At 46.7% G+C, this 24622-nt stretch carries 19 protein-coding genes and 1 pseudogene; 4 read left to right on the top strand and 16 right to left on the bottom strand.

The window, feature by feature from the left end; all coding sequences use genetic code 11:
* Positions 1-13 precede the first annotated feature (13 nt).
* Complete coding sequence (locus tag GVY42_RS02885) at positions 14-2677, bottom strand: cation-transporting P-type ATPase (protein ID WP_159562250.1); 2664 nt, start codon at positions 2675-2677, stop codon at positions 14-16.
* Positions 2678-2936: 259 nt separating this feature from the next.
* Between GVY42_RS02885 and GVY42_RS02880 the strand changes: the two genes are divergently transcribed.
* Positions 2937-3971 (top strand): PTS sugar transporter subunit IIC, encoded by a 1035-nt coding sequence (locus GVY42_RS02880; protein WP_159562249.1) that lies wholly within the window; start codon positions 2937-2939, stop codon positions 3969-3971.
* A 174-nt stretch (positions 3972-4145) separates the two neighbouring features.
* On the opposite strand, the gene GVY42_RS02875 is transcribed toward GVY42_RS02880, so the two are convergent.
* The 3 genes from GVY42_RS02875 to GVY42_RS02865 all read right to left on the bottom strand — a co-directional run bounded on the left by GVY42_RS02875 (position 4146) and on the right by GVY42_RS02865 (position 6194).
* Entirely contained in the window at positions 4146-5141 is a 996-nt protein-coding gene (locus GVY42_RS02875; protein WP_159562248.1) for a Gfo/Idh/MocA family oxidoreductase, read from the bottom strand.
* A gap of 55 nt (positions 5142-5196) precedes the next feature.
* On the bottom strand, positions 5197-5685 hold the full coding sequence (locus GVY42_RS02870; protein WP_159562247.1) for a GNAT family N-acetyltransferase: 489 nt from the start codon (positions 5683-5685) through the stop codon (positions 5197-5199).
* A gap of 74 nt (positions 5686-5759) precedes the next feature.
* A complete protein-coding gene (locus tag GVY42_RS02865; RefSeq protein WP_074037078.1) occupies positions 5760-6194 on the bottom strand; it encodes an OsmC family protein in 435 nt (144 codons plus the stop codon).
* Between the two features lie 103 nt (positions 6195-6297).
* On the opposite strand from GVY42_RS02865, the gene cls reads away from it, so the two are divergent.
* Complete coding sequence (gene cls / locus GVY42_RS02860; RefSeq protein WP_012726224.1) at positions 6298-7743, top strand: cardiolipin synthase; 1446 nt, start codon at positions 6298-6300, stop codon at positions 7741-7743.
* A 117-nt stretch (positions 7744-7860) separates the two neighbouring features.
* Here the strand turns inward: cls and tnpB are convergent.
* Positions 7861-8948 (bottom strand): annotated as a pseudogene (gene tnpB / locus GVY42_RS02855) (IS200/IS605 family element RNA-guided endonuclease TnpB).
* 252 nt (positions 8949-9200) lie between these two features.
* Entirely contained in the window at positions 9201-11174 is a 1974-nt protein-coding gene (locus GVY42_RS02850) for a methyl-accepting chemotaxis protein (RefSeq protein ID WP_159562246.1), read from the bottom strand.
* 233 nt (positions 11175-11407) lie between these two features.
* Here GVY42_RS02850 and GVY42_RS02845 point away from each other — a divergent pair, with 233 nt between their 5' ends.
* Positions 11408-12043, top strand: coding sequence for a peroxiredoxin-like family protein (locus GVY42_RS02845; RefSeq protein ID WP_159562245.1), 636 nt, complete (start codon positions 11408-11410; stop codon positions 12041-12043).
* Positions 12044-12091: 48 nt separating this feature from the next.
* Here GVY42_RS02845 and GVY42_RS02840 read toward each other — a convergent pair whose 3' ends face one another.
* The 10 genes from GVY42_RS02840 to adhE all read right to left on the bottom strand — a co-directional run bounded on the left by GVY42_RS02840 (position 12092) and on the right by adhE (position 23742).
* Positions 12092-12622 (bottom strand): GNAT family N-acetyltransferase, encoded by a 531-nt coding sequence (locus tag GVY42_RS02840; RefSeq protein ID WP_159562244.1) that lies wholly within the window; start codon positions 12620-12622, stop codon positions 12092-12094.
* A 441-nt stretch (positions 12623-13063) separates the two neighbouring features.
* Positions 13064-13666, bottom strand: a complete 603-nt coding sequence (locus GVY42_RS02835; RefSeq protein ID WP_159562243.1) for a hypothetical protein — start codon at positions 13664-13666, stop codon at positions 13064-13066.
* 24 nt (positions 13667-13690) lie between these two features.
* Entirely contained in the window at positions 13691-14155 is a 465-nt protein-coding gene (locus GVY42_RS02830) for a VOC family protein (protein WP_074037084.1), read from the bottom strand.
* A 255-nt stretch (positions 14156-14410) separates the two neighbouring features.
* Complete coding sequence (locus tag GVY42_RS02825; RefSeq protein WP_159562242.1) at positions 14411-14932, bottom strand: GNAT family N-acetyltransferase; 522 nt, start codon at positions 14930-14932, stop codon at positions 14411-14413.
* 141 nt (positions 14933-15073) lie between these two features.
* Positions 15074-16984: a fructose-specific PTS transporter subunit EIIC gene (locus tag GVY42_RS02820; RefSeq protein WP_159562241.1), complete on the bottom strand. Its 1911-nt coding sequence runs from the start codon at positions 16982-16984 to the stop codon at positions 15074-15076.
* Entirely contained in the window at positions 16981-17910 is a 930-nt protein-coding gene (gene pfkB, locus GVY42_RS02815) for a 1-phosphofructokinase (RefSeq protein WP_074037087.1), read from the bottom strand. The genes GVY42_RS02820 and pfkB overlap by 4 nt, the downstream gene beginning before the upstream one ends.
* Positions 17907-18650 carry a DeoR/GlpR family DNA-binding transcription regulator gene (locus GVY42_RS02810; RefSeq protein ID WP_078146840.1) on the bottom strand — a complete coding sequence of 248 codons (744 nt, stop codon included), beginning with the start codon at positions 18648-18650 and terminating at the stop codon, positions 17907-17909. Before GVY42_RS02810 ends, pfkB begins: the two co-directional genes overlap by 4 nt.
* 135 nt (positions 18651-18785) lie before the next feature.
* Positions 18786-19700: an alpha/beta hydrolase gene (locus tag GVY42_RS02805; RefSeq protein WP_159562240.1), complete on the bottom strand. Its 915-nt coding sequence runs from the start codon at positions 19698-19700 to the stop codon at positions 18786-18788.
* An 84-nt stretch (positions 19701-19784) separates the two neighbouring features.
* Positions 19785-20969 (bottom strand): hypothetical protein, encoded by a 1185-nt coding sequence (locus GVY42_RS02800; RefSeq protein ID WP_159562239.1) that lies wholly within the window; start codon positions 20967-20969, stop codon positions 19785-19787.
* Between the two features lie 181 nt (positions 20970-21150).
* Entirely contained in the window at positions 21151-23742 is a 2592-nt protein-coding gene (gene adhE / locus GVY42_RS02795) for a bifunctional acetaldehyde-CoA/alcohol dehydrogenase (RefSeq protein WP_159562238.1), read from the bottom strand.
* A gap of 388 nt (positions 23743-24130) precedes the next feature.
* Here adhE and GVY42_RS02790 point away from each other — a divergent pair, with 388 nt between their 5' ends.
* Positions 24131-24577, top strand: a complete 447-nt coding sequence (locus tag GVY42_RS02790; RefSeq protein WP_012726207.1) for a MarR family winged helix-turn-helix transcriptional regulator — start codon at positions 24131-24133, stop codon at positions 24575-24577.
* Positions 24578-24622: the final 45 nt, after the last annotated feature.

The following is a 24622-nucleotide window of genomic DNA, read 5'->3' as shown; positions in this document are numbered from 1 at the left end:
TGAATGAAACGTATCAGTGTATATTCCGGTTGCCGATGACACGTCTGGAGATCGCCTTTTCAATTTCAACGATGATAAAGACGACGGCACCAAATGCCACAGGATAAATCCAATCTTCCCACGTTAATGGAGCGGTACCGAATAACGTATGCATAAACGGTACGTACGTGATGAACAATTGTAGGGCAATGAGTAAAGCTGATACGAGAAACGCAATCTTATTGTCAAAGAAATGACGGTTGAATGCTGGTGCCAACTCCGTACGACAGTTATACAAGTGGAAGAGCTGGGCCATGACGATGGCATTCAAGGTGATGGTTTGTAATTTCTCGGTCGAGTAGTCGAAATCCCCCAGCATATAGTTGATCCATAAACTACCGCCCCCGATAATAATTGAAACGAAGGTGACGCGGAAAATATAGTATCGGCTGAGTAGCGGCACATTGGCCGGACGTGGCGGTCGTTTCATCGTACTCTCTTCGAGTGGTTCGAAAGCGATTGCTAAAGAGAGAGTAATCGCGACAACCATGTTGACCCATAAAATCTGCACAGGACTGAGCGGTGCAGCCGCTCCGAGCAAGATACTCATTGCCACAAGCAACGCTTGACCTCCGTTTGTCGGAAGCAAGAAGAGAATGGTTTTCTTCAGGTTATCGTACACCCGTCGTCCTTCTCGTACGGCGTTATAGATCGTTTTGAAGTTGTCATCGACAAGAACCATCTGAGATGCTTCTTTCGCTACTTCCGTCCCTTTAATCCCCATTGCCACACCAATGTCAGCACGTTTTAAGGCAGGTGCGTCGTTCACACCATCTCCTGTCATCGATGTAATCAGACCGTTCTCTTGCAATCCTTTGACGAGACGAAGCTTGTCGTTAGGGCTGGTCCGTGCGAATACATCGTTATGAACGGAAGCCTCTTTGATTTCTTCATCTGTCATATCTGTCAATTCACGACCTTCGAGGGCGCCTTCCACTTCCATGCCCAGTTCTTTTGCAATCGCGACAGCGGTATCTTTATGATCACCCGTGATCATTTTAATTCGGATTCCAGCATCACGACACGCGGCAACCGCATCGATGGCCTCTTGTCGAGGTGGGTCGACGATTCCAAATAAGCCGAGGAAAGTCAGACCATCTTCAACATCCTCATGGTCGATTGACGCTTTTGAACTGTCGACACGTTTTAGACCAGCACCGAGAACGCGTTGACCGCGGTCGGCAATCTCTTTTCGTTTTTCATCCCAATAGTCTTGTTTAAAGTTTTCAGACGACGCCATATCAAAGAGTCGGTCCGGCGCCCCTTTGACAAAAATCATTCGCTCCCCTTTGTAATCGACGAGCGTCGCCATGTATTTATATTCAGAATCGAACGGAATCTTCGAGATAACTTTTAAACGTTCAATTGGGCGTTCAGCTTTCTCAGCGACCGTCAACAGACAAGCCTCTGTCGGATCGCCGTTGATGACCCAGTCGCCGTCTTCTTCATTCAACTGAGAATCGTTACACGTCTTCCCGACGGTTAACAGGTCAATCATGGATTCATCATCATCCAAGTCAAACGGTTGACCATTCAATTCGAGATCTCCATTCGGAGCATATCCGCTACCCGAGACTTCGATATCATGGTTCGCTGTCACGATTTGTTTGACCGTCATCTCATTCTTCGTCAACGTACCCGTCTTATCCGTACAAATGACAGATACAGCACCAAGCGTTTCGACAGATGGTAAACTTCGAACAATCGCTTTTTGTTCAGCCATATTCCGGACACCGAGTGCCAAAATGATAGAGATGACGGCAGGCAACCCTTCAGGAATCGCCGCAACGGCAAGACCGATTGTCGTCAGCATCAATTCGACCGGCTCATAATCTCGTAAAAAGTAACCGAACGCATAAATCACGACGGAGATGATTAAGATGGCGATGGACACCGTTTGACCAAACTTTGTTGTTTGACGAATCAGAGGGGTTTTGACGGTCTGGACTTCTGAGATTGAAGCGTTGATTTGACCGAGTTCCGTACCTTCACCGATGGCCGTCACGATGGCTTTGGCACTTCCCGTCGCGACACTCGTGCCCGAGTACACCATGTTTTTTCGGTCAGCCAACACCGCGTCTTCTTTCACGACGTCCGATTTTTTCTCGACAGTCGTCGCTTCTCCGGTTAACGCCGATTCCTCAACCTTAAATTTTTCAGCTTGAACGACACGGGCATCGGCCGGCACTTTATCTCCGGCAGCAAGTACAAGGACATCCCCCACGACCAGGTCACTTGAATCAATCTCAGATTGCTTGCCGTTTCGAACGATGGTCGCCTTTGTTTCTAATAATTTTTTGATTCCTTCGAGCGCTTCTTCTGCCTTATTTTCTTGAAGGTATCCGACGACGCCGATAATCGTGACGACTAAAACGATGACGATCGTATCGATGTACTCCCCTAAGAATCCTGTGACGACGGCAGCCGCTAATAAGACGTACACGAGAACATCATTGAATTGTCTTAGAAATTTTATAATTTCAGGGGTTTTCTCTTTCTCCGGCAATACGTTTTTGCCGAATTCGTCTTGACGACTTGTGACACTTTCTGTTGTAAGACCTGATTCAAGATCAGTCTCCACATGGGTTCGCACCTCATCTACTTCGAGCGCATGCCACGGTCTGTCTTCGTTCTGCATGATTCATCCTCCTCGACCAATACTTTTTGAAAAGTCTTTCCCCTATCTGTTCCCAATCTCATGCGGCTCGACACGTGCAAACTTGTAGAATTGATGTCATTTTTCAAAGAAAACGCTTTCTTGATTTGGAATTTCTAATTGTAACCGGTATCATTGTTCAATTTTAATTTTTCTTTTGAATATGGCTTTACAGAAGTCTTTCTATGCATGAATATAGAATAAATTATGAATAAATAGAGATAGAAAGAAGGAAGAGTTTATGGTCATTATTCAAGGAATCGCACTTTTACTGCTCATCCTCGCCTTGTTCACATTATTTAGTTATAAGGCGCCTTTTGGAATGAAGGCGATGGGAGCATTGGCCGGTGCTGCAATCGCGAGTTTCCTCGTCGAAGCGTTCAACGCGTATGCAATCGGCGGATTGCTGCCACTTCCTCTTTATGAAGAAGTAGGTCAAGCGGCTGGCGCTTTGTCAGGTCCTGCCGCTGCGGCTCTTGTCGCCATCGCACTTGGAATCAACCCCGTCTATAGTTTGATGATCGGGTTGTCTGTATCGGGATTCGGAATCCTTCCTGGCTTTTTTGCAGGATATCTTTTGGCTTTGGCTGGCACTCGAATCAATCGCTATCTGCCGACCGGCGTCGATATGATTTTTTACGTCATCGTGATGGCACCGCTCGCCCGTCTCGTCGCGACAGGGGTAGACCCACTCGTGACAAACACACTTGAACAGATTGGAGCTGTCATCGAACTGGCAGCAACACAAAATCCGGTCGTCATGGGTCTCGTCTTAGGAGGGATTGTCACGGTCGTATCAACGTCGCCTCTCAGTTCGATGGCCTTGACGGCGATGCTTGGTTTGACAGGTGTACCGATGGCAATTGCCGCGCTTGCGTTGACTGCGTCCATCTCAATGAATTACTTGTTATTCCGTCAATTGAAAATCGGAACAAAGAAAGATCAGCTTTCTGTCGCCATCGAACCGTTGACGCAAGCTGACCTCATTTCCGCTAACCCAATTCCAATTTACAGTGTCAACTTTGTCGGTGGAGCCATCGCCGGGTTGATTGTCGCCATGACCGGTATGATCAACGATGCACCGGGTTCGGCAGCCGGGATTCCGGGACTTCTTGTCATGTATGGTTTCAACGATTGGCAAACAGTCACCTTCACAGCCGTTGTACTGTTCATCCTCGGAATCGGTTTTGGCTTGATCGGAAGTCGTTTGTTCAAAAATTTCCCGATTGTCCGTCATACGGAAAAAGTCGAATCGACAGAAGAAGATGCAGCCTAATCAAAAAATCGATGCACGTTCGAACAAAATGTTCGGCGGCATCGATTTTTCATTTTCACACGTGGGATTATCCTTACAATTCAAAAGCATCAATCGGTTCACAAAGAAATCATCGCACGTTCTTTTCAATTGTGAATTTGATTGTCGAAATTAGCGATTCCATACAAATCCATGTCAATTTACTGAAATGACTCTACCCGCATCACTAGATTGACGAGCAAGTTCAATCAAGTAGGTTGTCAATGTTGCATCTTTTAATGAAACGACGGGTTTCCGTACCTCATAACTATAAGCTAACTGTTGATAATACGCCAAATAGCTACCTTTCTCGATTTGAATGGACGAAACCTCTTCTTTGGATAATACACCAGTCTCTATAAGATCACTTTCTAACTTCCCTTGCTTCAGAGCCTCTTCTTGAGGATCAAGTCCATATTTCAAGAAACTTCCTTGCGTGCCGTGCACTTCAAACCGAGGTGTTTCTCCAGCGATGAACGGGTTCGAACGAAGGTATATTCGCTTTTCACCATAATAGAATGTCAGATGGAACCCATCATCGGATTGTCCGCCATCTCGTTGAATCATCACATCTGCTTGAATACGATCTGGCTTTCCAAACAAGGCGAGAGTCTGATCAATCAGATGACTTCCTAAGTCGAATAAAATACCTGAACCTGGTCCTGCATTTTCACGCCACCGATCACGTACATTCGGACGGAAACGATCAAATCGAGATTCAACCACCTTCCAGTCCCCTAACTCGTTCGAGTCAAGTAACGACTTAACCGTCAAGAAGTCTCCGTCATAACGACGGTTTTGATAAACGTTGACGACGCCTTTCGATTTCGCTTCAAGTTCAATCAACTCATATCCTTCTTTCGTTGTCAGGAATGCTGGTTTTTCAACGAGCACATCTTTTCCTGCCTCAAGACATGCGACAATCATCTCTTTATGTAAATGCGATGGTGTCGTGATGACATATAGAGAAGCATCCGATTGAAGCGCTTCCTCTAATGTCGCATATACCGTGGCACCAGGTAATTCAGCCTGCACTTCTTCCGGGCGCGAAGACACGACGCCACTCACTTCAAATGAGTCAATGGCCTTTAAGAACGGCAAATGGAACGTGTTCGCCGAGAATCCGAATCCTACCAACATGGTTTTAATCATATAAAACCCTCCTTTTCGCTTTTGTTATTATATCAAAAAAAGGGTCTAATGACCCTTATGCACTCATGCTCTCATCCAATCTGTATTCGAACGTATTGTACCCGTTTCGTGAATCGACAAAGACGAAACCGAAACGTGGATAATAATCATTTAGAAATTCATTGTCAGCGACACAATCAAGACGAATTGGTTCATCTTCATCGGCTTCCTCTAAGACATGCTCCATGAGCTGCTGTCCGACGCCTTGCCCTTTTAGCTTTTCGCTGACGACGATTCGATGGATATATTGCCCTCGCTCACTGTCGTCCCATAAGTTATCATCCCACTCATCTGGAGGTAACAATGCGATTGAAGCTAAAATTTGTTGGTCATCTTCAAAGACATATACACTGCCTTCTACAATGTCAGTGCGCACACGCTTTACGAGGTCCTGTTCCAAATATTCGGTCCATTGGTCGCTTCCTTGTTCATTTAGCGCTACGGCTCGTTGTTCGATTAGGTTCGCGATGTGTTGGGCATCGCGCTTCGTCGCGAGTCGAATCATAACGTCCTCCTTTAGTTATACAGTATTTGAAATACAAATATAACGGAGAACCGCATGCCTTTCAACCATCCTGCTCACTCATGAAAATCAAACGGAGTGACGTCTCCATCGTTCAATTGATAGCTATACGTCAACGTCGCATTCAAGCTATGCGATACAGAACAATAACGTTCAACTGACAATTCGATGGCCCGCCGAACTCGTTCTTCCGATAACTCGCCTTTCAGGATATACAAGATGTGAATGGCTGTAAAGCGTTTCGGGTGATCGGTCGCCCGCACCCCATCGATTTTCATTTCGAATGCTTCGATTGGCTGTCGCATTTTATGCAGAATCGATACGATATCGATTCCTGTGCAAGATGCGGTCGCGTGAAGCAACATTTCTGTCGGACGAGGTCCTGTATCGAGCCCACCGACATCATCCGCCGCATCAAGGATCACCGTGTGCCCTGATGGCGTATGTGTTTCAAACGCCATCCCTTTCTTCCATACGACTTCCATGTTCATCATCTTCTCCCCCTATTTCATTTGATAGCATCCTATTCCCTCATTTGATGTATGATTAAGCTATGAATCGATTATAAAGGGGTGTATGTCGTTGGATTGGTCTATGATTTTCAGTTGGGGACTCTATATCGTCCTCGGGTTAAACATGTTGTTCGCACTCGCCGTCATCTTCGCCGAAAGACGTGACGTTGGCGCGACCTGGGCCTGGCTGCTTGTCCTGTTTTTCTTACCAGTGCTCGGCTTTATCGTCTATCTCTTCCTAGGGCGACAACTTAAGAAGGATAACTTCTATAATTTAAGTGTAGAAGAACGTTCCTTCCATTCGCTTCAAGTCGAAGCGCAACTTGAACAAATTCATACGCGCCAAACCCAGCTCGCGCAGCCGCTGTTTGAAAAGTATGACCAACTGCTTCAAATGAACTTACGATCTTCTAAATCGTTGATCAGTGTACATAACCGTTCCCTCATCTTGCACGACGGCGAACAAAAGTTCAAAGCGCTGATGGATGACATTCGCTCGGCCGAGACGGAGATCAATATTCAATATTACATCATCCAGCGTGATGCTCTCGGTCAGGCACTGTTGAAAGAGTTGATCGAGCGTGCGAAAGCCGGTGTCAAAGTTCGACTCCTCTACGATGCGGTCGGCTCACGTAGTCTTCGGAACTCGGACTTTAAAGAGTTGATTGCGAACGATGGCGAGGTGCGTGTCTTCTTCCCACCGACACTCGGGATCATCAACTTCAAGTTGAACAACCGAAATCACCGAAAGGTCGTCATCATCGATGGGAAAATCGGCTATGTCGGTGGATTCAATGTCGGTACCGAGTATTTAGGTTTAGTCGAAAAATTTGGCTATTGGCGTGACACGCACCTGCGTGTCGAAGGAGATGTCGTTTACAATTTACAACACCGATTCATATTGGACTGGAATTATTCTGGTCACCGTAAACATGATCCTGAAAATGCCTTCTGCTTTGCGCGACATGACATTAAAGAAAATTCTCCGATGCAAATCGTCACGAGTGGACCAAACTCGGATACGGAACATTTGAAGAATATGATGATCAAGATGATCATGTCCGCCAAACGACGGGTCGTCATTCAAACGCCATACTTCATTCCAGACACAAGCTTTATGGACGCTTGCAAAATGGCACTCCATTCTGGCGTTCAGATGGATATCATGATCCCTGGAAAACCGGACCATCCATTCGTCATGTGGGCGTCCCTCTCGTTCCTTGGGGAACTCCTCGACTACGGGGCAAACGTCTATCTGTATGATGAAGGGTTTCTCCACGCGAAGACGCTCGTCGTCGATGATGAGATTGCGACTGTCGGGACGACAAATTTGGACGCCCGAAGCTTCCGTCTCAATTTTGAAGTGAACGCACTCATCTATGATGAGCGGGTCGCCCTCGAACTCGTTTCTTTATTTGAGACCGATACGGCGGTCAGTCGCACTTATACAGTGGAAGATTATGAATCCCGTAAATGGACGGTACGCGCCCGTGAAGGCGTGTCCCGCCTTCTAAGTCCAATCCTGTGAACTACTCACCACTTATTTGCTTCGCAAATTGAAGGGGGAGCTTCTTGGGAAGACCGTACTTTTACCAGCCACAGTTGTTGACCAAGCTCGTCGGGCAGTCCCTGCCCTGAATGGTTATCAGTCGGCCAGCCTCAATAGGTTGATGCTCGCGTTGATGTCACGGTCATGATGCGCGCCACAGGCACATGTCCATTCACGGACATTCATCGTCTTCCTCTGACCTTTCTCGCCACAAGAAGAACAGATCTGCGTCGATGCGAACCATTGATCCGCCTTGATGAGCGTCCATCCGTAGAAGTTTGATTTGTATTCGAGTTGACGGACGAACTCGTACCAACTGACGTCCCCGATGGACTTGGCGAGCTTATGGTTTTGCATCATGTCCTTCGACTTCAATGTCTCCACGACGATGACTTGGTTCTCGTCAACGATCCGTCTCGACAGTTTGTGAAGGAAGTCCTTGCGTTGGTTGGCAATCTTTTCGTGTTTCTTAGCCAAAAGTAATTTGACCTTTTCACGGTTCTTGCTCCCGATTTTCTTTCGCGACAGCGCCCGTTGCGCCTTGTTGACCTTCGCTTCGGACTTCCTGAGGAGTCGGGGGTTATCGACCTTCTCCGAGACCATCGCGTCGTTCGTCATGACGGCGAAATGTTCCAGGCCGAGATCGATCCCGACCTTGTTCTCGGCTGGGATCCATGGTGCATCGTCCTGTTTGACGAGGAGGGAGATGAAGAACTTGCCCGTCTTGGTCATCGAGACCGTCGCCGACCGGATGACGCCCTCGAACGGGCGATGTTGTGTGAACCGCACGAACCCGACCTTCGGCAGACGGACTTTGCCCGCCTCGATGCGGATCGTGCCGTGCTGGTTGTTCGTCGTGTAGGAGGCGCGCGACCGTCGTCTCGATTTGAAGTTCGGGAAGCCGCCCGTCCCGGCGAAGAACTTCGCGAACGCGTTGTCGAGGTTCAGCTTCGCGTTCGCGAGCGCGAGGCTGTCCGCCTCGGCGAGGAACGGGAATAGGGGCTTGTAGGAGGCGGGTGTCGCCGGTTTCCGTCTCGTTCCGTTCCCCGCTTTCGCATCCTCGCGGATGGCGATGCGGTCCTCGAGCAGCTTGTTGTAGATGAACCGGGCGCAGCCGATCGTCTTGATCAGGAACTCGGCCTTGCCGGCGTCGGGTGGAGCCTGTATGTATAGCCTTTCAGCATGTCCGTCCCTCCTCCCCTCAGAAGATTGTGATGTGTCTTCCTCATACGATACCCGCGGGGGTGAGGAAGAATCTGACAGAATAACAAACATTTGTTCGTAACATCTGTCACAGGGAAAAAGAGTTTTGGACCGGGCGATTCATCCCCCACCTACGCCGGGCTTCGCTCCGAGACGCTTAGAGGAGGGAGAATTCTCGCCTACTTTTGTTAAAAAAACATGAGGCAGAGCGCTCCGCTCTGCCTCATTGTCGTTTACAGTTTGAACCGCGAAACGAGGTCTTGTAACTCCTCGGCCATGGTCGCGAGTGCTTTTGCTGACTGTGATACTTCTTCAATCGATCTCAATTGATCATCGGTCGTCGCCGCCACTTGCTTCGAGACGCTCGAATTCTCATCGGCGATGTCGGCGATTTGTGATGCCGTCGCTGCCACTTCCTGAACGTTTGCTGCAATCTCCTCGACGGTTGCGGTCACGTCTTCAATCCGTGGTGTCATCGCGACTGTCCGCTCCTTGATTTTCTCGAAACGGTCTGCCGTCATCTCAGATGACGCCAACCCGGCTTTCGTATGAGTAGATACTTCCTGCATCAACTGTACAGACTGTTCCGTCTCATGCTTGATTCGATCAATCAACGCTGCAATTTGTTTCGTCGACTGTTGCGACTGTTCTGCGAGTTTACGCACCTCGCTCGCAACGACCGCGAACCCTTTGCCGTTCTCACCTGCACGTGCTGCTTCAATGGCAGCGTTCAATGCTAACAGGTTCGTCTGTTCAGCGATTCCATTGATGACCGTGACGATTTCTCCAATTTCGTTAGAGCGATGTGCCAATGAGTGAATGACGCCCTCGAATGTCACGACAGACGCATCGATTGCCTGCATCTGCTTCACATTCTCCTTCACGGTCGTCGAACCGTCTTCCGCTTCATTTGAGGTTTCGCGTGAAAGTTCAGACACGTCCATGGAACTTTCTGAGATTCGCATGATTCCTGACGTGATTGCTTGGAGCGATGTCGCATTGTCGTCAAGTTGTCGCTTCGAGCCATCGGCACTGACTGCCATTTGATCAACTGCACGGGCAATCTGTTCTGATGAGGCAGTATTGTGTGCCGAGTTGGCCATCAATTCTTGAGACGAGGCGGCAACTTGACTGATTGAATCATCGAGACGGAGTAACACCAAGCGAAGTGAATCGCTCATTTCATTAAAACTCTCTGAGACAAGCCCGATTTCGTCGTTCGATAAGACGGTAATCGGCTCCGTTAAATCTCCTGATTTGATTCGTTCTGCTCCTTCTGTCAATAAACGCAACGGACGCAAGATTGAACGGAGAACGAAGTAGAGAAGAATGGCTGCAATTCCGAACATTCCGATGATGACGAATCCAGTTGTCCAAAGAATGCCGACCGTCTCGTCTTGAATCTCACCGTCATATAACGTACCGGCAATCTTCCATCCGGTGATTGGGTTCGTCACGAATGCTTTCTCCACGCCTTCCCCATTCTCCGATACAGACAGAGTCCCTTCTTCCTTGGCAAAGAGCGATTCTGTCCAAGATTCATCAATCTTTTCACCGACAGCCGTCGACGGATGAATGACGACTTGTTCTGCCTGGTCGAAGATGGCAACGTATCCTTCTTTCCCGATTTGAATGGTGGATGCCACTTCAGCGATATCGTTCACATCTACGTCAACAGCGACTACACCACTACCGTCTGAAGTCTTCTTCGAAACCGTGATCATCATTTTTTGAGAGGCGGCATCGACGTACGGATTCGTGATGGCAACATCTTGTCCACTTGCTTCAGCCGCTTCATACCATGGACGAGTGCGTGGGTCATATCCTTCTGGCAATTCCTGCTCAGGATAGATCGTCATCGCACCTTCTGCAGAAGCGAAGTAAATGTTCGTCACTTTTGGATGTGTCTCTAAATACTCAGTAAACTTCTCTGCTAACGCTTGATTCGCTTCTCCCTCTTCATAAATGGAACTATCAATCCGATTCGCAAAAAACGAGATGTCCGTTTGAATCGGTTCGATGAGGTTCGTGACCTCATTGTTCATCCGGTCTACCCCCGAATTGGCGGACTGGATCATTTGAGACTCGATTTTACCTTTCGCCTGCGAATAGGCGACGATTCCAATCAATGTGGCTGGAATAATCAATAATAGAACGGATAAGACAATCAATTTTTGCTTGATACTAATCGTGCGCTTCTGTTTCATAAAACATCTCCTAACCCGAATAAAATGTTCAAGCGAGTTCGATGAGTCGAATCCCCCTTGGGTTATACATCATATCGGTCAAAAGTCATCAAATCTGAAGAATTGATTGAATTATTCGAAAATTATTTTTCGGAAACTGAAATGGAGTTTCACCGTTGTGTTCGATTGAACAAATCATACTATTCGTATTTAGTTAAAATTTGAGTTACCATATCGGAAAAGGGGGTCAAATGATGAATTCATTATTGGAAGAAATCAAATCCTATAAAGATCAGTTCAAACAAAATGCACCTGCCGAGAAGCAACGATTGATGGCTCAGGCGACACAAGAATTGAGAGACTCCGGAATTGCGTCAGGGTTAACAGTCGGGGATCAAGCGCCGATGTTTGAATTGCCTCATGCGGATGGGACAGCAGTCGATTTGAAAACACTGCTTGAAAATGGACCTGTCATCGTCACATTTTACCGTGGTGGATGGTGTCCATATTGTAACCTCGAACTCCGCACTTACCAGCGCGAATTGGCAATGATTCAAGAAAAAGGAGCGACTCTTGTCGCCATCAGTCCTGAGACGCCGGATTATTCCCTTTCGACGAAAGAGAAGAACGAACTTGATTTTTACGTGCTGAGTGATGTCGGCAATAATGTCGCACGTCAATTCGATCTCGTGTTTGACATGCCGGATTACTTGATTGACATTTATAAAGCATCTGGATTAAATGTCGATGCACATAATGGGAACGAGGATTGGCAGTTGCCGAAACCGGCCACGTTCATCATCCAATCCGATGGGACGATTTCGTTCAGTGATGTGCCTGCTGACTATACAGAACGTATCGACCCTAAAACGGTTATTGAAAAATTGTAAAAAAAGGAGATGACACGCGTCATCTCCTTTTCTATTCACTTATTCCGTTTATTGTCTTACAAACTCCTCGTGTAACATCGCGTACACCATGCTATCGGTCCATTCATTCTTATTCCAATAGTCTTTCAAGAAATGAGCTTCTTTTCTCATTCCAACCCGTTCACATAAATTCTGGGAAGCTACATTTCTGGCGTCGAGATTAGCTTGTACCCGATGTAGATTGAGATTCGCAAACAACTCCCTTAGCAATCCGCTCACTGCCTCCGTTGCATATCCTTTTCCCGAGTGTGAATCAGAAAAACAATACCCGATCTCTACCGTATCTTTCATACCCGTGTACCAAACCGTGAGATCCCCAATTACTTCATCTTGATGTACGACTGCTAAATTCAACGTACTAGTCTCGGTAAGAGTAGAATTCATTAGTTTTTTAGCAAATACTTCATTCCTGTTTTCAGACGTCCATGGCTCATGCAAAAGATATCTGCATATTTCTGATTTTCTATACATTTTGAATGTAGCTTCCAAATCTTTCTCCATAAATGGTCTGATTTCTAAACGCTCAGTGGTAAATTTCACGTCGACTCCTCCCATACAGATAATAGTAATCACAATATGAAACTCTCCACCGGTTCACGACCTATGAGGAAGTGATAAATTGCTCAACTCGCTTGAGAAGTGTTTCAAGTAGCCGAAGTGACTGGTATGTGTTACCTGTGTACTCGAGGCTATGATTCATCTGCTCAACAATCTCGAGTTCAGTCAATGCTAGTTGTTCGAAATGCTGGATTCGTTCTAGTACATAATGTTGGTCCGCCGTGCCCATGAGAATGAGCTGTTTTCCTTTAGAACTTTTTGTTCAATTCAGTATAGAAGAGATTGGTTAATTGAACAACAGTATTCCATTTTGATTCAAAGGGACATTTCTTAGTACTCTTTGTAAGACTGATTGAACATAAATGATTTCTTGATCAATATCTATCACTTTTTCTGCCCCTTAAAAGAATTATTATCTATTAATCATTTTGAAAGGATGATTTGAATACCGTTCGGATCAGTTGAACTGATCGTACAATCACTCATCAGGTTTACATGCGTCAACTGTGTGTGATCCGATTCAGTTGCTACGATTTGCGGGACAGGACAATTGAATAATTGTTGCAAAACCTCTTCAAGACCTGCCGTTTTCGTTTCAATATTTAATTGGTGGATGCGACTCTCAGAACGTGATTGAATAGCATCGAAATGGTCCTGAAGTTCGATTCGAAATCCGTATGGTGTATGGATGAACGTTCTTCGTTCATTTGACTGAACCGTCAATCCTATTTCCTCTGCTCGTTCTAACACATCCACTTTTTCCTCTTCAGATACTAAAAAACCAATATGATCAAACATCACTTTCTTTCCGTAACCGAATGTGATATTCGTCGCTCCCCGCTTCATTTCTATGATTCTAAACTGAATAGATTGGTCCCTAAAGTCGTCCCAATCGAGAGGTGGGGCAAAAGATTCGAATTCTCCATCTTTCTTTCCGATTCGTTGGGACACTTGAAATCCTAGACTCGCATAAAATTTCTCCGTTTCTTCGACATGTGGTGTCCATAGATGATAATGGAATAGCATATTCTCTCTCCTTTATTGAATCAATTATGTACATTCTTTATTTTTTAACCACTCTTCGTACGGAATCACATTAGCAGTTTCATCTGCGTTTGTTCCTATCAACGTGATGAGTTCAAGCGAATTTCCGTCCGGGTCTTCAAAGTAGATGGCCGCATGCTCGTACGGGGCATTCGGAAGGACGAGTGGTTGCTGTTCAGGTGTCATCTTGAACGCAGTACGAATTTCAATTCCCTGATCCTCAAGCCATGCTTTAATCGCATCCAAATCCTGCTCCTCGATTCGAAAAGCGATGTGTCGGATTGATGGATGATACGTTAAATCGACTCGATCAGATTTCCATAGCCCAATCCAGCTCTCCCCTTTCATAATCCACAGGAAAGCCAATTTCTCATTTTGGAATGCCAACTCTAATCCTAATTTCTCATAAAATCGAATTGATTCAGTTAAATCACTCACCGGTAAGTGCGCCTCGTATATTCCTTTAATCATTCACCTTATCCTCGTTTCTACATTTATATTCATCCATATTTGTCCTTACTAGACATAGATTTATTGACAAGTTCCCATTGTAAAATTATTATAGATAATTCCATTATAGAACTAGAGAGGATGGAACGGTGAAAATATCCCGTGGGAATTTACGTTGTTGGCTGCAAAGCTGAATCAATCTTGAATGAAAAAATCGGTTAAAGCTCATACATTAGACACAAAAAAAGACCGTAGATCATTCTACAGTCTCAAAGCTTAGGCTCCCATGATGGAGTCATGACGGGTCGTTTCCCATCCATACGCCACTTCTCGAAGCATCAATTCACCAAACTCTCGATCTTTCTGGTCGATGACCTGCCCTTGTTTTCGCTCATAGAATGTACGGAACGGATTCATCTCAAGTGCCCAGATCAAGAGCCCTGCCTCACACATCGATTGCACGGCATGTTCAAGGAGAGCGGACCCGATTCCGTTCCCTTGATGGTTCTCTAAAATATAAATGGCATAGACTTCATTCGTGTGGTCTGGGTACTCTCCTGTCCGTTCTTCTCCGTATAGGATGAAGCCCACAATCTCGTCCTCGACAATCGCCACAAAGCCGGCTACTTCTTGCCGACGAAGGGCGGTCCGCAAACGTTCTGCCCATTCGATGGAACCGGACGAAACTTTCAATAAATACTCAGTCGGCACGATTCCCCGATAGGTCGTACGCCATCCGTTCACACGCACTCTCGCAATCCCATACACATCATCTGGTTTGGCGACCCGAATGTCCAATGTGACCCCCTCCTCACCCGAAGCTTTACAAATAGTTTACCACAAATCCCCAACCTGCAATCCGAGATTATGTGAAAATTGAACGGACATCCACAACAAAAAAGACGTCACCTTTAGATAAAGGCGACGTCTTTTATCACGTTATGCAACTTCTTTAGATTGGACTGGTGTAGAAGTTGTTAACGGTTTTTTCAAGAACGAGAGGAGCAATGCTCCGACCACCGCACCTGCCAAGATGGCGAGTGCATAGAGGCCCATACTCACCGCGACGTTTCCAGCTCCTTCAAGAAGTGGGAAGACGAAGATTCCTCCGTGTGGCGCTGGTAATTGAATCGTGAAGAATGCGGATAATCCTCCTGCGATGGCAGAACCGAGAATCGCTGATGGAAGAACGCGAATCGGGTCCGCAGCGGCAAATGGGATCGCCGCTTCCGTGATGAACGAAGCTCCCATGATATATGCTGTTTTTCCTGCTTCGCGCTCTTGTTTCGAGAACTTTTGACGAGCGAAGACAGTTGATGCGAGTGCGACGAGGAGTGGTGGTACCATCCCTCCAGCCATGACGGCTGCCATGACTTCTTGGTTACCTGCTGTGAGTGCTGCCGTTCCGAAGACGTATGCTGTCTTGTTGATCGGACCACCCATATCGACTGCCATCATCCCACCGACGATGACTCCTAAAAGGATAGCGTTTGCGCCGCTCATACTGTTCAACGTATCCATCAACCATGTCATAAGTGCAGCAATCGGTTCATTGACGACGAGTAACATGACCATACCTGAGATAAATGATCCAAGTAAAGGATATAAGAGGACCGGTTTGATTCCTTCAAGTGAAGCTGGCAACTTCGCAAGTGCCTTTTTCAAGAAGAGGACGACATAACCTGCCAAGAAACCAGCGATGAGACCACCGAGGAATCCGGCGTTCCCTTGACTTGCAAGTACCCCTGCCACGAGACCTGGTGCGAGACCTGGGCGATCGGCAATCGACATCGCGATGAAACCGGCGAGAATCGGAACGAGGAAGCCGAATGCAGCTCCACCGATCGTCATCAACTGTGCTGCAAATTCATTGTAAGACGGGTCATCCGGGTTAGCAGAGTTGATGCCCCAGAAGAAGCTGATTGCAATCAAGAGACCACCTGCGACAACGAGTGGAAGCATCGCAGATACCCCGCTCATCAAGTGTTTGTACACGCCTGTACGTTGCTCTTTCGAAGCGCCACCTGATGTTTTCGAAGCCTCATATACCGGCGCATCTTGTTTCACCGCACGATTGATGAGTTCTTCAGGTTTCCGAATCCCTTGTGCGACCGGAACTTCGATGACTCGTTTACCAGCGAAACGATCCATTTCAACAGCTTTGTCCGCTGCGACGATGATCGCTGTTGCCCGGTCGATATCCGCACGTGTCAATTCATTTTTTACGCCAGTCGATCCGTTCGTTTCGACTTTAATATCGACGCCCATCGCTTCCGCTTTTTGTTTCAAGCTGTCTGCCGCCATATACGTATGAGCGATGCCTGTCGGGCAAGCCGTGACCGCCAAAATGAACGGTGCATCTTGATTCGTCGGTTTGACGACTTCTGGCTTCGCTTCTGCCATTTCTTTTTCTTCGATGGCACGGATGACATCGCTTTCAGAAGTTGCTGCATAGAGACGTTCTTGGAATGCAGGGTCCATCAAGTAAACTGAAAGTTTAGAGAGTGTTTCAAGGTGTTCATTATTCGCATTTTCTCCTGCCGCAATCATGAAGAAGAGGCGACTCGGTTGTCCATCTAACGCTTCGTAGTCGACGCCTTCCGAGCGACCGAACGCGATTGCTGGCGTTTTAACCGCACTCGTTTTCGCATGAGGGATGGCAATCCCTTCTCCAAGGCCAGTCGTGCTCTCGCTTTCACGTTTTAGAATCGCATCGCGATAACCGTTGCGGTCCGATAGCTTACCAGCACGATCGAGGACATCGACAAGTTCTTCGATGACCTCACGCTTAGAATTCGCGCTTAGATTCAATTGAATCGTGTCGCGTTGGAGCAAGTCCGTGATTTTCATGTTGTTTCCTCCATTCGTTTCAGTGGTGTGAGTTGTACTTGATCGATCAAGCGATCAATCTCTTGCTTTGAACATAAGCCGAACGTATAAGCAGATGCGCTTCCTGTCGTGACCGCGTATCGAAATGCTTCTTGTTCACCTTTTTCTTTCACATTCGCGACAAATCCGGCGACGAGTGAGTCTCCTGCACCAACCGAGTTCACGAGTTTCCCGACCGGTGTGTTCGCTGTGACGGCTCCGTCCTTGTTAACGAGTAGCGCCCCGTCTCCCGCAAAGGAGATGATAACGTTTTTCGCCCCGCGTTTGACGAGCTGTTCGGCATAAGGTAGAGCTTGTTCAAACGTTTCAATCTCGGTATCAAACAATTCACCTAATTCATGGTGATTCGGTTTGATCATGAGTGGTTCAAGCGTGAGCACTTCGAGCATGGCGTCTTTCGTTGTATCGACGACAAATTCGGCACCTTTTTCGCGAATCGATTCGGCAATGGTCCGATATAGCGAGTCTGGTAGGTTGCTCGGGATACTACCAGCGAGGACGACGATATCACCTTCTTGAACTTGGTCGAACTTGGCCTTCAACTGTTCGAGCTCACCATCCGTGATATTCGGTCCGCTCGCATTCAGTTCTGTTTCCTCTTTCGCTCGAATCTTGACGTTGATCCGGGTGTTCCCGTTCACCTCTACGAAATCGGTGTGTACACCGTGATCGACGAGTGACTTTTTAATGAAGTCACCGGTCGTCCCACCGATGAAACCAAGTGCCTTCGTTTCTTGTGCATATTCCCGAAGAACGATGGAGACGTTGATTCCTTTACCGCCTGCACGCTCCGTCGTCTCTTCGATTCGGTTCACTTCTCCTAGATGTACTTCAGGTAATGTTACGTAGTAATCAATAGAAGGGTTGAGTGTTAACGTGTAAATCATTTCGCATTCACCACCTTTGTGATTGTTTGGATGGAACTCATTGACTCACTGCTTGATGTGATCAACTGTGCGGCATCTAACGTCGCGACTCGGCTGAACGTTCGTTTCCCGATCTTCGATGCGTCCGCGAGTACGAACGAGGTTTGTGCCAATTCGATTGCCGTTTTTTTGACAAGCGCTTCTTCTGGGTCCGGGGTCGTGTAACCCGCTTCAAGGTCGATTCCATTCATTCCGAGAAAGGCGAGGTCGACACGATAATTCATCATGCTCTCGCGTGCGTTATACCCAACCAATGCCTGGGTGGAACGCTTTAATTCTCCGCCAATCACAAACGTCTTAATATCAAGATCAAATAATTCATTCGCAATCGGTAGACTGTTTGTGACGACGACAATCTTTTTCCCTTCTAAAAACGGAACCATCGCCTGAGTGGTTGTACCGGCATCTAAATAAATCGACATCCCGTCTTCGATGAACGTTGCGGCCTTCCGTGCAATCGCAACTTTTTCATCTACGAACCGGTCTCGCTTTTCTTCAAATGTCGGTTCCTCATCTGGAGTCGCAATGAGCGTTGCGCCTCCGTGAACCCTTGCCAGATACCCTTCCGCTTCGAGGTCCGTCAAATCTCGACGAATCGTCGACTCGGATGAATCCGTCAAATCAACCAATTCTTTTAATTTGACGACCTTCTGTTCAGATAAGCGTTGCAAAATCAACTGATGTCGTTGTTTCGTTAACATCTTGTTCCCTCCATACGTCTAATATAAAGCGTTTTCATTATAAAAACAACTAAAATCATTCAAAAACATTCAGTTTCATTCAATTTGTCACAATTATAACATAAAAAACGGTCAATATATGACCGTTTTTCGAGTTTATGACTGTTTTTTTAACCATTCATCCAATTCTCGAACGAGTTTTGGATGAATCGGCGCATCGATTGCTTCTCGATACTCTTTGTGCAGCATGAGAAGCGAATGGGGTGACTCCCGTGTCACGAGCAGATGATTCATATCATCAATGATCGATGAGGTGACCTCACCTTTTGTTTGAATCATATGGACGTGCTCTGGTGGGACTTGCACATCACGCCCTCCCGTAATCGCAAGAACCGGGACGGTCACATGCTCTAATCGCTCTCGGACGTCATAGGATGCATGTTCTCGAATCCATTTCGCATTTACGACTTGACCTCGATATTTGAAAAACGAGACGTTCGTCCGTAAAGAACGCTCTAACAAATCGTCCTGTCGCTGCCTAACTTTTTTGGCAACGCCCGTCAACCGGTAGAAGAGACCTTTTATCCCTTTCACATGTTCGATGTCTTTAGCGAGTGCATCTGCTTGGTATAAGAACATCTGCTTGGACGATTCATGGAAACCGGAAAGTAAGATGAGTCCATCAGCCTTCGTCTCAAGTTGAACGGCAGGAGCAAGAACGGCCCCTTCACTATGACCAAGTAGATATAAGCGATTCACATCGGCCAGTTGTCGAATGGTGCGCACGACAAGAATCGCATCGTTAATCAAATCATGTAAACCGACTTTATTGAAGTCCCCATCGGACTTGCCAATCCCTTGTTTGTCATATCGGAACACGTTGTATCCGCGGTCGTACAACGCTTCTGCCAACTTGGCATACGTATTAAAACCGACACCACCCATATTGCCGTCACGGTCACTCGGCCCACTTCCGCTCAACATGACGATTGTCGCCCGGGGCTCCTCATGGGAAAGAAAAGTTCCTGCAATCGTTCCGTATGCTGTCGTAATCGTCATCTCTTGTTTCATCGTATCGCCTCCATTACTATCATACCCGAAACTGTCATCCAAAAAAATACGTCGCCGTCAAATGAGACGGCGACATCTATGAGGTCAGTGAGTTAGCCAATCGTGTAACCAATCAACCGCATCCGTTAACCCACCTTCCGACAGGCGTTCGAACGTATCCTTCTCGGTGAACACATGCCAACTTCCTTCTAATGAGTCACTCAACATCAGATAAGGAATTCCCGCTTCATCGTAAGCGTCACCCGGTGAACTTGCCAACGAGCGCACTTCTAAATCAGAGAATGGCGCCTGTTCTAGTACTGGGTAGGATTTCATTCCTTTGGTCCGAACGTATAACGGACCGTCACCAGTCCCAAGAATATCGAGCATGACGACCGTTTCCACTTTTTCTTTTTGTCCCGCTAGCCTTTCAAGGAAATCGTCACTCGCTTCTCTGGAGTCACCGTTTCCATTCAAAAAGACATATCGAATCGTATAGTACGGTGTCTCGTTGTCCATCATCTGTATGAGGTGATATAAGACCGAAGACGGACCGACGGAAGACAAATAATGGGCCCCGTGCCAGGAAGAATCGAGTCGTGACATGAGAACAATCTCTTGATCCGTCTTGCCTTTTTGGACAAATTCGACATACGGGATTTCTTCATTATAGGGCTTGACTTGAATCGTTTCCCCGTCCTTCAGTTGTTCAGCTGTATCCAAGTCTACCCCTGTACCATTTAACGGCATATAGGATGACGTGAAAACGAAACCCGTCTCATATGGGTCGTCTTCAAAAGGGGTGATCAGGTATCCCGCAGCTCCCTTAGATGCGAGCTCTGACAAGTACGCGTTCGCTTCCTGGTCATTCAAAATCTCACCTGCGTAATCGACGGTATACGCATCCTCGATGTTGTCATATGAAAATTTTGTCGTCGGTAAGACAATCACTTTCTCTTTCACGTCCGGAATATCTTGTCCCCACGTCATATGTAAAATCGTACCTTTGAACGGTTGATCAAACGTCATCGATGAAAACCCCTCATACGTTTTTTCCCCCATTTCAATCTCAGTCCAGCCGGTTATCCGTTCTGTGTAAAGGAGGTTTCTGTCCATGTCGATGGGTAATTCGGTTCCGAATGATTCAAAAAAGTCGGCACTCTCCCAACTATCCGCATTTCGATCGACTGATGAAATATATTCAGCGGTCTCGAGCGGCGTCGGATGGATTGGATTGAAGAAAAGAAAAACTGTCGCGATTGAACGCAACAAACTAATCAATATGAACATTACACGATCCCCATTCATCAATAAATTACTATACATACCATTTTTTATTATATACAGCTATTTATCGTCTGACTATTCAATTTTTTATCAATTTAAATATAATTTTAGAATCAGAATATCATATTCCGATCACAAGAAAAGCCCGTTCGAGTTGAACGGGCCCACTTGTAAATGTTGATCCTTATACGCCTTCGTATGCTGCGTACATGATCTCTTTCAATTCTTCAACAAGCGGCATTTTCGGGTTCGCCGTTGTACATTGGTCTTCGAATGCGTCGACCGCCATCTTGTCAATCTTCGCATCGAGTTCTGCTTTCTTGATGCCTTGCGCCTTGAACGAAAGTTTGATGTTCAAGCGTTGACCGAGCTCGATGATCGCTTGGACGAGTGACTCGACACCTTCAGCTGTCGTGCTTGCTGGAAGACCGAGGTAACGTGCGATTTCTGCGTAACGTTCGTCAGCGATGAATGACTCATATTTCGGGAACGCCGCAAGTTTCGATGGGCGTGTCGCGTTGTAACGGATGACGTGTGGCATGAGGATTGCGTTCGTACGACCGTGTGGTACGTGGAACTCCCCACCGATTTTGTGAGCGATCGAATGGTTGATACCGAGGAACGCGTTCGCAAATGCCATACCCGCCATCGTTGAAGCATTGTGTACTTTCTGACGAGCTTCAGCGTCGCTACCGTTTTCATACGCTTTTGGTAGATAATCGAAAATCATCTTAATGGCGCGGAGGCAAAGTCCGTCTGTGTAATCATTCGCCATGACAGAAACATATGCTTCGATTGCGTGTGTCATGACGTCCATTCCTGTATCAGCCGTGATTGAAGCTGGGACGGTCATGACGAACTCTGGGTCGACGATGGCGACGTCTGGTGTGATTGCATAGTCAGCAATCGGATACTTCACGTTACGTTTTTTGTCAGTGATGACAGTGAACGGTGTCACTTCAGAACCTGTACCAGACGTTGTCGGGATGGCGATAAACATTGACTTGTTACCTAATGTCGGGAACTTGTACGTCCGTTTACGGATATCCATGAATTTCTGGCGTAGGTTAGAGAATTTCTCTTCTGGACGTTCGTAGAAGAGCCACATGCCTTTCGCAGCATCCATCGGTGAACCACCACCAAGTGCGATGATCATGTCTGGTTGGAAGTGACGCATCGCTTCGGCACCGCTCATGACTGTTTCAACAGATGGATCAGGTTCGACCTGGTCAAAGATGCGGTACTCGACGCCAGCAGGCAAGTTTTTGATGACTTTGTCAGCGAATCCGAGTTTGACCATCATTTCATCTGTGACGATCATCGCCCGTTTCTTCGTTGTGAGCGATTGAAGGTATTGTACTGAGTTTTTCTCGAAATAGATTTTTTCAGGTACTTTGAACCATTGCATATTCACGCGACGTCTCGCCACCTTTTTCACGTTGAGTAGATGTTTCGCCGTCACGTTTTCTGAGACGGAGTTTTTACCATAAGACCCACAACCGAGCGTGAGGGATGGTGTCATTTCGTTGTAAAGGTCACCGATTCCACCGTGTGCTGAAGGCGAGTTGACGATGATACGGCAAGCTTTCATACGGAGACCGAATTCAAGGATGGCATCGTCATCTGTTGAGTGGATGACCGCTGTGTGACCGAGACCACCAATCTCAAGCATTTTTTCAGCGATTGCGAATCCTTCTTCACGTGATTGAACTTTATACGCACCGAGAACCGGGCTTAATTTTTCGTGAGAGAGAAGTTCTGTTGCGCCAACTGTTTCGAGTTCTGCAATCAAGATTTTCGTATCAGCCGGTACTTTGAGACCTGCCTGTTCAGCGATCCATGCTGCCGGCTTCCCGACGATTTCAGGGTTGACCGCACATGTATCCGTCCGAATGACGAGCGTTTCAAGTTTTGCTTTTTCTTCTGGTGAGCAGAAGTAGCAACCGAGTGCCGTCATCTCTGCTTTCACTTCTTCATATACTTCTTGGTCGACGATGATCGCTTGTTCAGACGCACAGATCATACCGTTGTCGAACGTTTTTGAAAGGATGACGTCTGAGATGGCGCGTTTCACTTTCGCAGTCTTATCGATATAGGCTGGTACGTTACCAGGTCCGACACCGAGAGCCGGTTTACCAGTCGAGTAAGCGGATTTGACCATTGCCGCCCCACCCGTCGCAAGGACCATCGCCACGCCAGGGTGGTTCATGAGTGCTTTCGTCGCATCGAGTGACGGAACTTCAACCCATTGAATCAAGTTTTCAGGAGCACCTGCCGCCACTGCTGCGTCACGAAGGACACGGGCCGCTTCACTTGAACATTGTTGCGCTGATGGATGGAACGCGAAGATGATCGGGTTACGTGTCTTGATGGCGATGATTGCTTTGAACATCGTTGTCGATGTCGGATTTGTGACCGGTGTGACACCAGCGACGACACCAACTGGCTCCGCGATGTATGTGATTCCGTTTTGAACGTCATCTTCAAGGACGCCGACCGTTTTCTCACCACGGAGTGAGTTATAGATATATTCTGTCGCAAAGATGTTTTTGATCATCTTGTCTTCAAAGACACCGCGACCTGTTTCTGTATGTGCTAATTTCGCGAGTGCGACGTGTTGCTCGAGTCCTGCAAGCGCCATCGCCTGTACGATATGGTCGATTTTCTCTTGGTCGAACGTCATCAACGTATCAAGTGCTTTATGCGCACTGGCTACGAGCGTGTCCACCATTTGTTCTGCCGTTGTTTCCACTTTTGCTTTCTCTTTGACTGCCATGTTAGGTTCCTCCTCATAAGTGAGAGCTTTTAATGAACATATTGACTTGATGGAAGCACATTATGATGACTGTTTTTTAGAGATTGTGCTTTCCTTCACATTCATAGAATACAATGTTTTTCAGGTTTTGTGGGTGACAACAATGTGAACTCTTTCACAATATTTTTTTATCTATTGTTGATAGCTCTTGATTTTTGTATGCGTCCTCAGTAAAATCGAATGCGTTTTCATGAAAATATATCAAACCTTTAATGTAAACGCTTACATATTTTGTGTCGATTCAATCTCTACTATGATGTATCAATCATCACATCAACCCGTTTTTAGGTTCAACTGCACCTAACTCGTGTATAATGAAAATAGAACCTAACTAGGAAGTGAATCTATTATGCCGAAACAAGATGCAGCGGACCAGTTTGTCAAACTGATTCCTTTAATTCGTCGTAAATTGTTACGTCGATCTGATTTTCCTCAAATTCCAAACCTGAACTTCTCTCATTTCCATCTATTGATGTTGATTGAGGACGAGGGGGCTGTCACGAATGGACGAATCAGCGAGACACTCTCCATCGCGCCACCGAACGTTACCCCGCTCATCACGAAATTGTTGAACGAGGGGTATATCACGCGGGTACCAGACGAACGGGATCGCCGCGTGATTTGGAACCAACTGACAGAGAAAGGTGAACGGATTTTACTTGAGCGCAGAGACTCATTCCGTAGGCTATTCGAGGAACGTCTCGCCTTTTTAAATGAGGACGAAACCGACCGACTCATTGAGAGTCTGAAGACACTTACAGAGATCGTCGAGAAGATGGACAAAGGTGACGAGTAAAACTTTTCTCGTCAATTCTCACAACTTCTTATATAATCTGTAATG

The organism is Exiguobacterium sp. 8A (assembly GCF_902506275.1).
GTDB lineage: Bacteria > Bacillota > Bacilli > Exiguobacteriales > Exiguobacteriaceae > Exiguobacterium > Exiguobacterium profundum.
Note: the sequence above shows the minus strand (reverse complement) of the source record. Positions and strands in the feature narration are given on the sequence as shown.